At 41.4% G+C, this 16,454-nt stretch carries 5 protein-coding genes; 3 read left to right on the forward strand and 2 right to left on the reverse strand.

All coding sequences use genetic code 11. The features are described 5' to 3' along the window. Positions 1-41: 41 nt before the first annotated feature. Positions 42-2,564, reverse strand: coding sequence for an HD-GYP domain-containing protein (locus A6E03_RS14305; protein ID WP_065601118.1), 2,523 nt, complete (start codon positions 2,562-2,564; stop codon positions 42-44). Between the two features lie 135 nt (positions 2,565-2,699). Between A6E03_RS14305 and A6E03_RS14310 the strand changes: the two genes are divergently transcribed. From A6E03_RS14310 to A6E03_RS14320, 3 genes are read left to right on the forward strand one after another with little or no spacing between them, the layout of a single operon-like run. Next, positions 2,700-4,322, forward strand: a complete 1,623-nt coding sequence (locus tag A6E03_RS14310; RefSeq protein ID WP_065601119.1) for an ABC transporter transmembrane domain-containing protein — start codon at positions 2,700-2,702, stop codon at positions 4,320-4,322. Beyond that, positions 4,322-6,385, forward strand: a complete 2,064-nt coding sequence (locus A6E03_RS14315; RefSeq protein ID WP_065601120.1) for a peptidase domain-containing ABC transporter — start codon at positions 4,322-4,324, stop codon at positions 6,383-6,385. The genes A6E03_RS14310 and A6E03_RS14315 overlap by 1 nt, the downstream gene beginning before the upstream one ends. Next, positions 6,382-7,674, forward strand: a complete 1,293-nt coding sequence (locus A6E03_RS14320; RefSeq protein WP_065592507.1) for an HlyD family type I secretion periplasmic adaptor subunit — start codon at positions 6,382-6,384, stop codon at positions 7,672-7,674. The genes A6E03_RS14315 and A6E03_RS14320 overlap by 4 nt, the downstream gene beginning before the upstream one ends. An 89-nt stretch (positions 7,675-7,763) precedes the next feature. Here A6E03_RS14320 and A6E03_RS14325 read toward each other — a convergent pair. After that, the coding region (locus A6E03_RS14325; protein ID WP_141677285.1) for a VCBS domain-containing protein at positions 7,764-16,454 on the reverse strand (8,691 nt) is incomplete at its 5' end.

The following is a 16,454-nucleotide window of genomic DNA, read 5'->3' on the forward strand; positions in this document are numbered from 1 at the left end:
ATAAAACCGCCATTTTATTTGTTTAAAATGGCGGTTTTTGTTTATGAATTTGCAAGAGTGAGATAAGCAGGCACATCAATCTCATCAATTTGCTCTGGTTTTAAAAATCTGTTGGCGTACTCAAGGTAAACTTTATCTTCTAAAAATAGTTGGAATATCTCTTTATCTATATGCTGATTTTTTGCCATGAAAGCCAAGATTTTCAATGATTCAGACAGTGTTTTTGGCGTTTTATAAGGGCGATCACTGGCAGTCAGTGCTTCAAAAATATCAGCAATAGCCATCATCCTTGCGGTTACCGGTAATTGAGATGCAGGAATAGCATAAGGGTAGCCTTTACCTGACATTTGTTCATGGTGCCCACCTGCAATTTGAGGGATGTTTTTAAGATGATCAGGATAAGGCAATTCTTTAAGCATATTAATCGTTTGAATAATATGGTCATTAATTAAAAAACGTTCTTCATTGGTTAGGGTTCCTCGTTGAGCTGAGAGGTTATATATCTCGCCGTGATTAAATTTATTCTGGTAAGGTTTAAGATTAAACTGTTCATCCGCCTTTCGGTTTTGCTCCCAAGGAATGAGATGACTCGTGCTATCTTGCAAAATGGATTCAATAGCCGGAGTGATTTTGTCTGCATCAGACAAGCGCTGTTTTTCTTCCCATGATAATCCAAGTTGTTTATCCAAGGTGCGAATAAAGGTTCTTTTCGCTATTTTATTTAGACGTTCAATATTGTCGTCACTAAAAAATTCAGCGCCGAGGTTAGATTGAGCAATAAACGTGAACTCTTCATCCAGATCTTTAATCGTATTATGGTAATGATTTTCTAATTCTGGCGTGTTTTGTCTATTTTTAAGTAGGTCATGTAAGTAAGCCAGTTCAGCGTCTCGTTTTAGAATTTCATAGCGAGTACGAATTTCGTGAATACGGTTACTAAACATATCCAGTTTTGTTGCTTTATCAATTACGTGATCAGCGGTGGTTAGCTTACCGCAATCGTGCAACCAAGAAGCAAGGTATAGTTCTTCCCATTCCTCATCATTCAATGAAAATGCACTCCATTGATTTTGATTTTCTTGCGCGGCTTTTGCTAACATTAAGGTCAATTCTGGTACTCGCTGACAATGGCCTGCGGTATGAGGAGATTTTGCATCAATGGCGGAGGCAATCGATTTAGTAAAAGAAAGTAAAAGGGCTTTTTGCTGTTCTAGAAGTTTATTTTTATCAATGGATACTGCGATTATTTGCACTAAACGTTCAATAAATAATAGTCGGTATTTAGGGACAGTATGATTAAGTGGAACTTCAATGACTAGGCAGCCAATGAGCTTTTTCTTATCATTATGTAAATTGAAGTAATGTACAGAGGCTTCACAGTAATAAGATTGGTCTTCATTCTTGATAGGGATCTTTTTCTTACCTTCGATACTGCTTAATGTATTTTCGTTATCAGTGATATAAAGATAACTGTGTCCTGTCGTAATCTTATGGATTTTTTTATCAACAATCGCACCTAATTGAAATAAATTACCGCTTTTTGCAATGATAAAAACCATTTTTAAAATATCATCAATAGTTTGATCCATCGTTTCAAGCGTGCTGCTGAGGTTATGAATTTCTTTAACAATTGAATCTTGCTTTTTCTGTTGATTAAATTGGAAGTGATTTATTTTTTGCGCGTTTTTAAGCAGTGTAACTAATCGATTTGATATGTAAGAAGAGGATAGAAATATAATCAATATCGCGAGAAATATGTAGGCGATGACATTCAAAAACAAATCATTAGATATAGTATTAAAGTTATGATTAATAACACTTTCAGGGATGAGAGACACAAAATACAGAGAGCTACGATTTAATTTGTGGACAAAAGCTGTGTAGGTAGAGCCATCTAGAGACACGGTCTCATGCTCATCATGTAGTACACCTTGCAGTTGCGAATAAGATAAAGGCGTAGGGACATGGTCAGAGTAAATTATTTCTTTTAACTGGTAATCATAAAGATAAAATCCGACATTTCTTTTATTTACAAGTTCGTGGTCTGTGGTTTCAAAAAAAATGGCGGTTGAAATTTGTAAAATAATTTTGAGATTCGTATTTTTAGAGCGACTTAAATATAGATATTCATTATTAAAGGTATATGTTTTATTTGTTTTCCACATCTCCTCCAATGATAATCTAGTTGCATATTCTGCTTCGATGGTTCCGTTAATGTTTTTTAAATTAATACCATTATTTTCAATGTCATAGATATATACATTAGTTAATGCAGGAGAGTGAGAAAAAGCAGAAGACATAAAGTTGATTAGTGATGGTGGGATATTATTAATATCCAATGAGCTTATATCAGAGATTTCTTCTGCTAATGCGTCTATTTGGTATATGGTGAAGTTTACATTATTACTGATGATTTGCTGGTGAAGCTCGGCAACATCAGCGATATGTTCACTTGATAGCTTTGTGACAGCGCCTTTTATATTTGTATATAAATGTGCTGAAAACAGGATGAAAATAGTCGCAAAAATAATGAATAAGTACGTTTTTAATGAAATCCGTTTCATTGCACCCTCGTGAAAATATGTGATATCTAACCTTTAATCTAGTGCATAAAAACAATAAAACCAATTATTTACTTGATAATTAATGATTCTTGTCCAAGACTTGATCTATGCATAATTATTATTAGGTGACTATAAATGGATTTGTTGTCTTCTTACCGCTCCAATCAAAAAAGAACAATGCTGCGGGTTTTACCTTCATCGTTGCTTATTAATATCTTATCGTTATCAATCCCTCTCGTTGTACTACAAATTTACGATCGAATCTTACCAAATCAAAGTTATGGTACTGCGGTACTGCTTCTTAGTGGTGCTAGTATTGCTATTTTAATCGATGCTTTTCTTCGTTTTGTTCGTTCTTGGATACTAGCCGCCGCCTCAATAAATACCGAAACGAAGATGTATTCTTATATTTTACATCAACTGACTGAACTGCCTGCTAAACAATTATTGAGTTTAAAGCCTGGCCATCTTCAAGAGGGGCTGAAAGGGATCTCTTCAATTAAAGAGTTCTATTCTGGTGGTTTGTTGAGTGGGCTCATTGATGTGCCCTTTGTGCTTATTTTCCTTTCATTAGTTGCTTATGTGGGAGGGGAGCTTGTTCTTATTCCGATTATTGTTTGGATTATTGCGGCGGTGTTTGTTTGTTTGTTTTCGAATAAATCATATCAGCATGCTAAGACTGCAGCAGGAAGTGAAATCAGTCGGATGAATTTTTTAGTTATTGTTTTTACCATGCTTGAAGGGGTAAAAAAACAAGCAGCAGAATCGCGCACGTTTCAATACTTTAAGGAACTAAACCAAAGCAGATGGCTATCTGTTGCAGAATCAGAGCGTAATACAGCTATCGCACAAGAATGTATTCAAATTGCCGCGCTGGGAACCTCTGTTGTTATGGTTATTATTGGTAGTTTGTCGGTATTATCTGGTGAACTAACCACGGGAGGCTTAGCCGCGTGTTCTATTTTATCTGGTCGAGCGGTTGCCCCAATGAGTGCATTAGTGGGGTTACGTTTGAAATACAGCTCGTTTCAAGTGGCTAATAATTCAGTAAAAGATTTATTTAAGAATATAAGCTCAAAAGAAACGGTAACATCGGAAAAACTTCCTGCATTTGAATCTTTAACAGCCAAAAATTATCACATTGAACGTTTTGGTTTTTGTCACCAATTAAGTCTTTCTGTAAATAAAGGCGACATTGTTACTTTCTATGGAGGCGATACTGATCTGTGTAGTCAATTAATGAGTAATTTATCTGGGTTAGAAGCTAAAACAGAGGGGGAATTGCTTTGGAATAATCAAGTATCCACTAGTGATTATTATGACTATAGAAATCAAACGGCGTTTGTGACAAGCCGTCCGATACTTATTTCTGGATCACTCTTAGATAACCTGACGGGGTTTAACGTTAATCAGGTAAAAGAGGTATTGCCATTAATTAAGGCGCTGGGTTTGGATAATGTTATTTCTGAATTACCTAACGGTTTAGAAACCAAAGTTGGTTTTCAGCTAGGTGAGCAGTTAAGTCAAGGCGGTGTGAAATTGGTATCCTTAGTCTGTCAATTAGCAAAGCCGGTGCCGCTGTTATTTTTAGATAAACCAGAGATTGCATTAGATATTGAATCAGTAACTCGATTAGCAAAAGTTCTTTCAATTTTATCAAGTAATGGAAAGACCATTATTTTAAATACTGACCATCCGCTCTTGGTTGAGCTATCGAAAACGCAAGCAGAGCTTATACCATTACAAGGAGAAGGTTAATGGATAAGAATTATCAATCGCAGGTCATTAATTTATTGATGGCGATGGATGTAAATACCAATGTTCATGCTTTTAGCCAAGAATGGATCGCATCAAATCGACTTGAAAGTATGGATGATGTTTTTACATTATTGGACAGGTTAGGTATTGCATATACAGTGCACCCTTATACTAAAAAACTCGCTTCAAAATCGCATTTAGCGGCATTGTATATTACGGATGATGACATTGAAGTTTGTCGATTTTTATTAAATGACTTTCAAATCTACCAACAAGGAGAATTTGAAAGTAACTCATTACCTCGTCACGCTATCTCATCTGTTGTCGTTCTTATTCATGAACAACCTAGAGAGAGAAATTCCACCGATTGGGTTGGCGAACGGATAGATAAATTTAAATCATTATTACCGATGCTGCTGTGTATTAGTTTTTTTGCTAATGTGTTTGCGTTGGCCATCCCTTTTATTACGATGTCTATTTATGATCATGTCATTGGTGGGGATGCTGGCCATGAACTTGTCGGTATTGCAATTGGGGCTGCATTGTTATTTACGATGATGCTGTTATTAAAAGTGATACGAAGCCAATTGTTAACCACCATCTCAAACCGCATTAGCCGAGAAATCTCAGAAAAGGTGCTATACCGAATATTTAGTTCTTCATTATTAGTGAACCGTTCGGTGTCATCGTCAGCATTAATGTCACGGTTAACGACGGCAGAGAGTTTTAAGGGATTGCTTCAAGGCCCTCTTGGAGGAGCATTGTTTGACCTTCCTTTTGTTTTCCTTTTTATTATTGCGATTGGTTTTTTAGGCGGATGGCTAGTTCTTGTGCCTGTTTTTTCACTTTTTTGCTATTACGGGTTAGCTCATCATAGTCAAAAAAAATTGATGAGATCATCCCATCAAACAACGATATCTGGAACGAATCGTTATTCTTTATTATTTGAATTAAACAGTAAATTGGCTTTTTTACGTAGTGCAAATATGAGTGAGTTTTGGATAAAACGATTTGAAAAAGCCAATGTATTAGCGGCCAAAAATAGTTTTTTTCACAGCAGTCATCAAGCCAAGTATACCTCGATTTATTATGCGTTAGGTTTGCTTAGTACATTGGCGGTAATCGCTCTTGGTATTGGTCTTATCTTTAATCAAGCGATGACGGCAGGGGGATTGATTGCAACCATGATGCTGATCTCTCGCGTGACAGGACCAGCCCAAATGCTTGCGAATAGTGGATCTCGTTTTACGCAAATAAAGCAAGCTAGGTTGCAAATTAATCAGTCAATTAGTCAAAAAATAGAAGGTGATTTTTCATTTCAGCATCACTCTTTATCGTCGGAGAAGCCGACTATTGAGTTAGAACAAATTACGCTGCGTTTTCCTCAACAAATGAAACCTGCGCTCTCTGGTATTTCATTGAAAATAGAACCAGGGCAAGTTGTCGTCATTACTGGACCAATGGCTAGTGGAAAAACGGCGTTGCTAGAATTGCTTGCGGGGTTAAACCAACCACAGAGTGGGGTAATTAAGGTTAATGGGCATAATTTATCGCAATACGATCCTCAAATATACCGTCAGTGGTTGGGATACTATTCGGCAAAGCCTGAGCTTTTACTGTTAACTATTCGCGAGTTTGTTAGTGATAATCGAAACCTTGCTGATGATCTTATTATTGGTGCGATTGAGCAGGTTGGCGGGAAAGCATGGTTTAATTCGTTATCTCATGGTTTAGATACTCAATTGAATGAGTCGATTGTGGCGAGTATTTCTCATGCTTTATCTGGGTATGAAGCCAAAGTATTGTCGCAAGCAAAACTGTATATTCATGAATACCCGTTGTATTTATTGGATAATCCGGTCATGGATACCGCTTCGCGTGACTTGTTTCAACAGTGGTTATCTCAACGCAAAGGAAGATCGACCATTGTGTTTTCATCACATGATCCTGAATTAATTAAATTAGCAGACCAAGTGATTATTCTTGATGGAGGGTCACTCGTATACGCAGGACCGTTACCGGATAATTCAAAGACAGAGATAGCAATGGAGGCCTCTCTATGAACAAGCAAAATGTGGATGTTGTTGAATCAAAAGTGACGGCTCGTTTATTGTCATTGAGTACTTATTTTATTACCGTTTGTTTAGTTCTATTTATAGCATGGTCGGTATTCACTAAAGTGGATGAAATTGCTAAAGCTAAAGGTGCAGTTATTCCTGAAGGAGAGCGCCAAATTATTCAAAGTGAAACGGGTGGGCGACTTAAATCAATTTTGGTTTCTGAAGGGGAGTTGGTTGAAAAAGGTCAAACATTAGTTGAGTTTGACTCTAAATTTCAGAATACCGCATTAGATGAATTGAATGCACAAAGAGCGGCGTTAGAATTAACGATTGAACGCTTAAATTCATTGGTAGAAATTCGTGACCCTGATTTCTCACAATACGCTGATTTTTACCCTCGACAGGTTTCACAGCAGTTAAAACAACTTGCCGCAGAGAAGGAGTTATTTTTTCAAAAACGAAGTGCGGTGATTAAAGAGCAAGCTCAAGTCGCTGCGGAATTGGAAGGATTACAAACGGAGTTACCTGTTTATCAACGTCAATTAAATGCGACTAAACAAGAATTAGACATATTAATTAAGGGTCAAAAAGCAGGGAATATATCTAAATTAAGAGTTTTAGAAATGAAGCAAAAATTGGCTTCGATTGAAAAAGAGATCCAACAAGCAAAGAGCCAAGAGAATGTGTTAAAGCGTAAAGCGGAAACCGTGGGCGCTCAGTTAAAACAGATAGGGGCAGAAGCGAGAGTTCAAGCCAATATTGAACGCTCTAAAGCAGAAGCGGATTTAAGTGGATTAAGAGCTCGTATTCGTTCTGGTAAAGAAAAAGTATTAGATACCGTAGTTAAATCGCCAGTAAAAGGGTTGGTTCAAAGTATTCCATCAACTCAAAATGGGGGAGTTATTACTCCTGGTGGTACGATTGCTGAAATCGTGCCAGTAGAGGGTAAAGCAAGCTTTAAAGCTCGTTTATCTCCTCGTGATATTGGTTTTGTTTCTATTGGTCAACCCGCACGAATTAAAGTGGATGCGTTTGATTACAGTCGCTTTGGTGCATTAAAGGGAGAGGTTGAAAAAATATCGCCAACGACCAGTAAAAATGAAAGAGGAGATATTTATTACGAAGTTACGGTCTCGATTGAAAAGTCATATTTTCGTGATAACCCTGACGCTTTTTCTTTATTACCAGGGATGACTGGCGAGGTTGATATAACAACGGGTGAAAAAAGTGTCTTCCAGTATTTATGGAAACCAATTTACACCAATGTTAGTCGGGCATTTGGTGAGCGTTAATCATTATCCTGAATAGATAGGTGTAATATTAACCAAAAATAAAAAGGAACGCTAAATCGCGTTCCTTTTTAGATCCAGCATCGTTATTTTTAGGTATTAGGGTCAATATCAGGCAAACCATCAATGTCATTGTGATGATGGTGGTTTTCATCCTCTTGTTTATTCTGGCTATGATCTTGATTGTGATGCTCCATTGCATCAGATAAATCGATGTGTGATGAGTGATCATCTGTTATATCAGTGTTGTCATGCGCTAATACAATATCTAGGTCTGTAGGCGCATGGTGATCGTTATGTTCTGTAAGTTTTGGTGGTGGTGTGATACCTAAAGCATCTAAATAGGCTGAGGCACCAGACGAGTGTTCATCTAAGTCAACCGAGAAGGATAATTCACTTATAGGGTTATTACTAAAATCGGGTTCATCATGCTGCACTGCAGGTGATGGAGCGGGATGAGTCGGTAATATGGGTGATATATCCATTCCTGTTAGGGTTGTTTGATCAATGTGATGACCGCTATTGCCATGTACCGATTGTGAGTGCAAGCGTAGATGAACTTCAACGTGAGAGTTTTGAGAGCCTCCTAGTGTCAACACAAATGTGTCCGTTTCGTCGGTACCTCCGGAGTTTCCTCCTGAGTGGGCCTTTATTACACCAGAAGAGGGGGCGTAATCATAATGAAGCTCTCCGGTTGCAGGATTAATATGCAATGTTCCGAATTGCCCGTGCAAAGTATTAACAGAATGACCATGACTATCTGAGATCCCCCAGCCAGTTTGTAAGTTTGGCGTTCCTTGTTGAAGTGTTGGTGGAATGCCAAGCAGTGCGTGTAGATCTTGGTGACCAGCACCTCCTGAAATGATAGCAGGAGTAACTAATGTTGGGATTGGTGGTGTATCTGTATGACCATCAATGGTCATCACTATTTCTTTCGTAACTTGTCCTCCATGACCATCATCGACTAACAAAGAGAACTTATCGGTTAGGGTATCTCCATTATTTAAACCATTAACTTGCTTATTATTGTTATCCACTGAATATAGCCATAGTCCCGAATGTGTATCGTATTTTACGTTACCAAAGCTAGCAGTATGACTTGGATCTAACGCCACAGAGGTGGTATCTCCATCAATATCAGTAATGACAAGTTGCCCAGCAGTGTCTACATTTGAATCTTCCTTAACATGATGTGAGCCTAATTGTTTTTCAATGACAGTTGGTAAGTCATTGACAGACGTTATGTCGAAGAAAATATGACCTGCATTAGAACTATCGTGACCATCAGAGGCGGTAAATTCGATGCCACCAAGGCCTCTTGCGCCACTACTGTGATAATTCGCATCGGGTGTATAGGATAAATGGGCGATGTCGGAGGCTGATACCTTATCACCTACATTTACTGTTTGTCCGTTAAGTTCCAAGTGTCCATGTGTCAAGCTAGTAATGGTGATACTAGATAAAGCGTCACCATCAACATCGCTGAAGTGAAAATCTGCCACGCTAAGTGCATGTGGCGTGTCTTCTTGAATATTGATGAAGGCCGCGCCTACCTTAGGGGCGTCGTTTGTGCCTTGAATCGCTATCGCTAAGTCTGCCGTTGTTGTATTACCGTGATTGTCCACTGCACTATAAACCACGCTATCAACCAACGGTGTGCTGCCAGCCCCTAATTGTTGCACGGCCGCTAAATTATTATCTAATGTATAAGTGTAGCTGCCATTCGTATTGAGGTGGAATAAACCATATGTCCCTTGAACATCACCAATGGTTGTGAGTGCAATAGCATCGCTATCGTTGCTAAGCACGTTACCAGTAACAGGTTGAACAGAATCTTCCAACGCGGTATTGCTATCATCACTTGCGCAAGCGGTTCTATCTAATATAAGCGGGTGACCGTAGCTATTTAAGGATTGGGCTGTTGCCGTGTTTCCTGCATGATCGGTCCCAGTGACATGAATATTTAGCTGTCCCTCTGCTAATGTTGACAAGTCAATATGGTCAAATTGTAAATATTGATGATCGGGATGACTGCTACTCGGCCCGCCTTTATGAGGTACATTGACATTGACCAATACTGGCGTGCCACCACCATCACTGGTGATCTCTATTTGCGTGACTTCAGAGTCCCTTGGTAAATAAACTTGCACATACATTTCACCGTTGTTATCAATATCAGCTGAATTGACGCGTATATCCGTGTGCGTATCGAGGGTGTAACTGACGGTCGTCGCTGCTGATACATTTCCCGCAACATCGGTTTGGCGCACTTGAACATTATTAAGCCCTTCTACAGGCGTAAAACTCTGCTGCCAATGCCCGCCATTGTCGGTAGAATATTCTACAATCGCACCTTTTTCTAATCCAGTCACCGACAGTTCACCGTGATTGGTGAGTTGGTCTATCGCTGAATTGCCAGAGTCAGTTTTAAGTGAAACCTGCGGTGCATTGACACTATTATCTAATGTGAATGTCAGTGAACTATTGCCTGAAATATTACCTGCTGTATCGGTTTGATGCGCTAATACCGTATTGCTACCAGAGATGGGCGAAAATTGATTTGACCAGGTATTACCCCCATCGACTGAATATTCAATGATGGCGCCGACTTCCTGATTTTGTATGGTTAAAGCACCGTCACTACTAATATGATCTTGGGCATTACCAGTATCATGGGTTAATGAGATTACTGGTGGGACAACTTGGTTATCCAGTGTAAATGTTAATGCTGATTCTGGCGACACATTACCCGCCAAATCCGTTTGTCGCACCGACACAGTATTGCTGCCTTGTTGTGGCGTAAAGCTTGATGCCCATGTTTTCCCATTATCTATGGAGTATTCAATACTTGCGCCGGTTTCTTGTCCTGTAATGGTGAGTAGCCCATCGTTAGTGATCAGATCGTTAGCTACGCCAGTATCATTCACCAGTGTGATTGTTAATGGGGCTGCACTTAAGTCCGCCGTTGGCGCATTTGCCTGCGCAAGTGTTGAAGCATTACCATTAGCATCGGTAATGCTCGCGCTGATTTTTGCTCCCGGCGCTATTTCTACTAGTGCCTGTTTGGCTAATATTTCAGCCCCCGTTAGCACATGCGCTTGACCATTAATAAACAACGTATCACTTTTGTCAGCATCAGCGGGTATGTTAATCATTGCCGTGATCGTGCCGGCTGCTCCAACAGCAACTTCTGCTGCGTTATATTGGTTGTCATTGCCAGTACTTTCAAAACTAATACTCGGCGCATCGGCGTGTGTATCAACACTAAAGCGGTCAAACTTACTTGGGGTTTGATTACCGGCTTTATCTGTTGCTTGAATATAAGCGGTATACGTTTGGTCAGGCAAGTTAGTCGCATCAACACTATAACCACCTTTTCCATCCAAGGTGGCGTGTAAGGTTTCTATTATTTGGTTGCCATGTTTGATGACAATATCAACTTGAGTAGTATCAATATCGACACTGCCCGCAAAAGTGGTTTGGTGCGTGGTTGATGTCGATAAATACACATTGGATATCGTCGGGGCAGTGTAATCGACTTGCAGTGCTAGCGTGGCGGATTGCTGGTTACCAGCAGTGTCCGTTGCTTCAACGGTTAGGGTTTGAGCGCCTTCAGCTAAATTACTAGTGGTTAATTGATATTGCCCACTCGCATCACTGGTTCCTGATGCGACGATGTTACCGTGTTCATCAGTAATACTTATCGTCGCATTCGCTTCTGCCAGCCCTGTAATAACAGGCGTATGTTGATTCGTTAAGTCATCATGGTTAGAAATACCAGAATCAGAGGTTGCCGCTAAATCAACCGAAGGTGTAACGGTGTCTGTATCGATATTTACACTTAACACCCCCGATACAACGGGTAACACTGATGAAGGCGCCAACGCTTTTGCAGATAAATTATATAAACCGTCGGTAAGGGTTGTAAGGTCAGTACTGTAATCGCCGTTAGCATCAGATATTGCATGCGCAACAGGCGTCGAACCTTCGTAAATCGTCACCTGTGAAAATGGAATATCGGTCGTACCCGAAATCATAGGTGTATTATCGTGAGTAATATGATCGGTGCTTGAACTACCAGTATCACTGCTTGCCGCTAATGTGAGGTTGACCTTATTAACGGGCGGTATCGACGCAATTTGCTGTGGCTGGGTTGTTGTCACCACTGGTACATTCGCTATTTGCGTGGTAATCGTTGGGACTCCACCCGTGATTGCTGGTGCAGATACGGTTGCCGTGACATCAAAGCTAACAAACTGGTGAGACTCGCCACCATGCCCATCTGAAACTCGTACCTCAAAAACTTCCTTAGCACTATAAGTGCCTGTTGTTGGGTCAAAGTTCATCCCCGCGACAGAAGCGGCTTGCTGATAGCTAAATGCACCTGTTGTTGGATCAACGTGCAATTGACCAAACTGCCCGTGAGGTTGCAAGGTGTCGTATTGCATCTGATCACCAGTATCAATATCACTGGCGTGTAATTGCCCCGCGCTATGACCCGATAATTGCACGGTTAACGTTGGTGCATCATTGGTGCCAACCATCGTGACAGCAATTGCCTGCTCTGTTCCATCGATACTATGAACTGTAAACGTTTCGGTTAGGGTTGCACCACTGCCAAGGTGTTGAACCGCGGTGTTATCAATACGATAGACCCAACGTCCGTCGCTGCCCATCATCAACTGACCTTGCGCGGCAGAACCATCGGCCAATTGATGGATGTTTTCAGCACTAAAACGATTGTCAGGATTATCAACATCAGTGCTTTGTAGTGTTCCCTGAGTGAGTAAGTTGCCGGAATGAACGTTTAAATCTTCTGTAACTGAACCTAATTTATCGCCTTGAAAATGAGCGGCATCATTTACATTACTAATATCTAACTTCATGATGGCTAGCGACGAGTTTGCAGCACCGTCATTGACGCTATAACCGAAATTAATCACCCCGGTGAAATCTTTTGTTGGTATAAAGCTTAAGTTCCCAATCTCACTCGCTGCGACTATATCGCCGTTATGGACAAGCTTGCCATTCAGAGTCAGACTTCCTTCTAACGCAGTAGGGACTGTTACAATAGTGATATGATCAAGGGCGGCACCATCATCTACATCGGCAAACCCAAATTCTGACGCGTTAAAAGTATGTACTTGATCTTCTGTCGATGTGATCACTTGCGCGTTAACTGTCGGTTTGTCGTTCGTTCCCACCACGTCAATTGTGATGGTATGAGCGGTACCATCTCTTGAATGTACAAGATAACTAACTTGCTCTGTTTGACCTGCGCCTAAATGCTGTAACGCACTATTCGGTACTGAATATCCCCAACTTCCAGCCGCACTAATGTTTAGGTGGCCACCAAAAGGGTCATGGAGTACTTGTTCGCCAAACTGGCTGTATTGAAATTGTTGTTCGCCTGCATCTGGGTCGATAATCGATAATTTGCCACTGGCGATTTCATGTTGGCGACCCGAAGCATCTTCAATAATAGTTTGTTGGGCGCCTGAGGTAATAATGGCTGCGTCTCCAACCGCAGCAAGGGTAGTCGTTGCCCCCGTATGCGTCACACCACCATGGGCATCTTTTACATCATAACTAAAATGAACAGCACCGTTGTAGTCTTTCTCTGGTGTGAAGGTGAATGTACCGTCTTTGTTATCTAAGAGTGATCCATGATCTGAAACTAAATTTTCAATGCTAAGTTTGCCGACATCATTGGCATCTACATCAACAGTATTAGTAAGTAAATCGGCAGTGGTTAATGTTTGCGCGGTATCTTCTGTTCCTGTGGCAAGTGTGACTTCAGAACTGATATAAGGTCTATCATTATCGCCGTGAATGGTAATGACTATGTCGTGGCTTGTGCCATCTTTAGAATAAACGGTAATGGTGTCGGTGAGGGTTTGACTCTCACCCAGTTCATCAATGGTCGTGCCGACGGTTGTTTTTCGATTACCAACCCAATCAACGTTGCCAACGGTCACGTCGTAATGCCAAGTACCATCACTGTTTAACAATAAGTGCCCGTATTGTCCATGATAGGAGTTATTCCAAGCGCCGCCTTTAGAGTCAAACTGAGATTCACCCGTGTCTGGGTCAACAATATCCAATTTACCATCAGCCGTTAATGCAGATTGTCCGAGTTTCGCCATGCCAGGTTGTGCGTAATCTGGTGACATATTACCAAAGCTACCATGCCCTTCATCGACATCGCCCGTTGTAGTTCCAGTGATTACTGCTACGTCCCCAACGGCATCAAAATGAAGAGTATTTGTAGCCTCTGTAGAGTCGGTATGCCCATCGTTAACAGTATATTTAAACTGAACATCACCATTAAAATCTTGCGCAGGGACGAACTGAAGCTTACTGATGTCAGCTGTAGGGATGTGTTGCCCCGCAGTAATATCGTGGCCATCGAGTACAAACTTACCTTGTGTTGCTGGTGGTAGATCTGTGATTGCGATGGAATGTAGCGTGTCGCCGGTATCAACATCCGTAAACCCAAACTGACTCGCTTGCATTTGATAATGCGTGTCTTCAGTGCCGTTACTTAGCGCAACTTGGGTAACGGTTGGCGCGTCATTGGTGCCAACAACGTCTATGTGCAACTCGTATGCCGTTCCATCATAACTATGAACACGGTAGACAACGGTTTCAGTTTGCCCTTGAGCAAGGTGTTGCAAATTGGCATTATTAACGCTGTACCCCCAATTGCCCATGCTATCAATACGTAACATGCCACCAAACGGATCGTGAACTGCTGATTCACCAAACTGGCTGTACTGGAATTTATTCTCCCCGCTATCTGGATCCACAACTTGTAGTCTTCCATTCGCGAGCTCAGTTGTAACCCCTGCATTGTGGCTGCTGTGTGAACCATCTTCAGTGACGTGGTCAGTTGTCACTTCTGAAATGATGGCGCCGTCTGGGGTAGTCGTGAGTGTGGTAGACGCCCCTGTATGAGTCGTTCCGCCATGCGCATCTGTCACATCATAGCTAAAATGAATCTGACCGTTATAGTCTTTGGTTGGGGTAAAAGTGTATGTGCCGTCTTGATTATCTAGAATAGAACCATGATCAGCGTGAAGATTCGCAACGGTGAGTTTGCCTAGGTCGTTGCTATCCACGTCTATAGTGTTTGCTAAGAGTTCGGTGGCCGTGATGGTTTGCGCGAGGTCTTCTTTACCGCTGTTGAGCTGCACTTCTGAAGAGCAGTATGGACGGTCGTTGTCGCCATGAATGGTGATAACAATATCGTGTGTGGTGCCATCTTTACTTTGCACTGTTACGGTATCAGTGAGTTTTTCACCCTCACCTAACTTATCGATAGCGGAGCCTCTGGTCGTGGGCCTTCCACCAATGTGACTGAGACTTCCAGCATCGGCATAGTAATTCCAATCTCCATTTGGATTTAAAATTAAGTCACCATATGTACCGTGATAGTTATACCCCACATTATTATCAGCAAAGCCAGACTGACCAGAGTCAGGATCAATCACAGATAAATGTCCATTAGCGTTTAGTGTACTAACTCGAAGTGTCGCCATACCCGATTGAGCATGATCTGGTGACATATTGTCTCCAGCAGCCTTCTCATTGACACTTGCAGTATCTACTCCTCCTATCACAGCATTATCATTAGTGCCGTTCACCGTAATGGTTATTTGATGCGGCGTGCCATCTGCTGAGTTAACAGTAATAACATCAGTGGTCGTTGCGCCCTGCGCTAACGATTGAACTTGCGGGTTGGTGTTATCTAAATCGTAGGTCCACGCGCCATTATCCGTTAGATGTAATGTCCCTAAGGTTCCTTGGATATCAGTATTTGCAAAGTGTGCTTCACCGCTATCGGTATCAGTAATGGTTAATGTTCCAGTAGTTTGTAGTTGTGTCTCTTCTGTTACTGCGCCAGCACTTGTACCGCCAATTACAGCCGTATCATTAGTGCCATTAATCGTGATTGTTATTTGATGAGGCGTGCCATCGGCTGAATGAACGGTGATGGAATCGGTAGCTGTCGAGCCTTTACCTAACGCTTGAACGGTTGGGTTAGTATTATCTAGATCATAGGTCCAATTACCATTATCTGTTAGGTGGAGAGTACCTAAAGTCCCAACAATGTTGGTATTAGAAAAGTGCGCTTCGCCAGTATCGACATCCGTAACAGTCAGTGTGCCAGAGGTATGAAGTTGTGTTTCTTCTGTTACTGCGCCAGTATTTGAGCCACCAATGACAGCTGTATCATTAGTGCCATTAACCGTAATTGTTACTTGATGAGGCGTACCATCGGCTGAGTGAACGGTGATGGAATCGGTAGCTGTTGAGCTTTTACTTAATGCTTGAACGGTCGGGTTGGTGTTATCTAGATCGTATGTCCAATTACCATTATCTGTTAGGTGGAGGGTACCGAGTGTGCCGATAATATCTGTGTTGGAGAAATGGGCTTCGGCGGTATCGATATCTGTAACAGTCAGTGTGCCTGAGGCATGAAGTTGTGTTTCTTCTGTCACCGCACCAGTATTTGAGCCACCAATTACAGCTGTATCATTAGTGCCATTAACCGTAATTGTTACTTGATGAGGCGTGCCATCGGAAGAATGAACGGTGATGGTATCCGTTGCTGTCGTGCCTTTACCTAACGCTTGAACGGTCGGGTTGGTGTTATCTAAATCGTAAGTCCACTGCCCGTTGTCGGTAAGGTGTAGCGTGCCGAGCGCACCAGTAATATCAATGCTTCCTGTAGATGAGGTAGCGAAGTGCGCTTCGCCAGTATCGACATCCGTAACAGT

The organism is Aliivibrio sp. 1S128 (assembly GCF_001691065.1).
Classification (GTDB): Bacteria; Pseudomonadota; Gammaproteobacteria; order Enterobacterales; family Vibrionaceae; genus Aliivibrio.